This is a genomic window from Kribbella albertanoniae, assembly GCF_004348455.1.
Classification (GTDB): Bacteria; Actinomycetota; Actinomycetes; order Propionibacteriales; family Kribbellaceae; genus Kribbella; species Kribbella albertanoniae.
Map to the genome: position 1 here is coordinate 1 of NZ_SMKA01000532.1, position 1,275 is coordinate 1,275.

Below are 1,275 nucleotides of genomic sequence, written 5' to 3' on the forward strand. Positions count from 1 at the left end.
GATGTGGGTGGGGTGAAGGGTGTTGAGGTTCAGGGAGTGACCGGCTTGGCGGGCGTAGTGCTGGGCGGCCTGGACGGGTGGCGGGAAGGTACCGGCGCCTCGGAGGAGGTCGGGGACTACTCGGCCTTCGGCGTGGTGTTTGGCGACCTCGACTGCGCTGGCGGGGGTGACCTGGCCGTAGAAGAGGGCGTGTGGGAGGACGACCACGTTGCCGGCGAACCGGTCGCCGCCGATGTGGCTGCATTCCCAGGTTCGGTCGGGGTAGGCGGCGGTGAGGGCGGCTGCTACCGGGCGCCCGCGGACTGCGCAGCAGGCGTCGTGGCGGCCGTGGGTGCAGACGAGGTAGATCGGTTCCTGGGTTGGGGGTTCGAGACCAGTCCAGGTGTCTGCGTTCAGGACGCTGAGCAGGTCGGCGTCGGCGTCGAACTCGCCCCAACGGGTGGACTCGTGGCCGGGACGGCAGTCGACCAGGGCATAGCGGCGTACGGCGGCGTGCACCGGTCGGCCGTGGCGCCTGATGAGGACTGGGCGGTAGCCGAGTTCCGCGCACCGGCGGGCTACCTCGGCACCGACCTCCGGGAGCGCGCTGAGAGCCTGCTGTGGCCAAGGCGTGCGTGACTCGATCAGGAGCCACCGCTCGGCGGGCGGCGCAGTGGCGATCATGGAATCGCCGCGCTGCAGAGCCATCGCCGCGCACCCGGTGTCGGGGCGGTAGCGGCGGTCGGCCGGAGCCGAGGGCGCCGCGGCGGCAGGATCCAGGGGATTGGTCACGAGTAGAACTCCTCGGCACCAACACTACGTGGGGCCAGGCGGCCCAGGCGGACATGCATCACCCAACAACCCGTGTTTGGGCCACCGACTCTCAGCCTGAACCGCGCCGGCAGGGCGCCGTTGGACGGTGGTGGGCGTCCGCAGGCGTCAGTCGACGACATCAGGCCCCTGGCCGAGGAGGCTTTCACGAGGTGGGGACCAGGACTGCTTCCTTTAGGAGGCGGCGGACGAGTACCAACTGGTCTTCGGTCGGGAGGCCTGGCAGGGTACCCACCTTGTGCTCCTGGCCGTCGAGCAGCTGCATGAGGGCCTGGCTGACTGCGACGGGGAACGTGATGGTTCGGTCCGGGAGCTGGAGCGTGACCGGATCGCCTGAGACCAACCGATGCCGGAGGCCGGCTCGGAGGCGGACCGTGGTCCCCGACGCCAGGGTGGTGAGCGCGGCCGCGTGGGCCAGGGGTGGGATGGGTTCGGGGCGGTTGGCTGACCAGGTACGGCTGCGCA

General features: G+C 70.6%; 1 protein-coding gene and 1 pseudogene. Both read right to left on the reverse strand.

Features of this window, described 5'->3' with window-relative positions; all coding sequences use genetic code 11:
* On the reverse strand, window positions 1–771 hold a 771-nt coding region (locus E1261_RS44825), incomplete at its 3' end, for a sucrase ferredoxin (protein WP_132416476.1).
* Between the two features lie 184 nt (window positions 772–955).
* Window positions 956–1,275: pseudogene (locus tag E1261_RS45800) on the reverse strand (cupin); the annotation flags it as partial.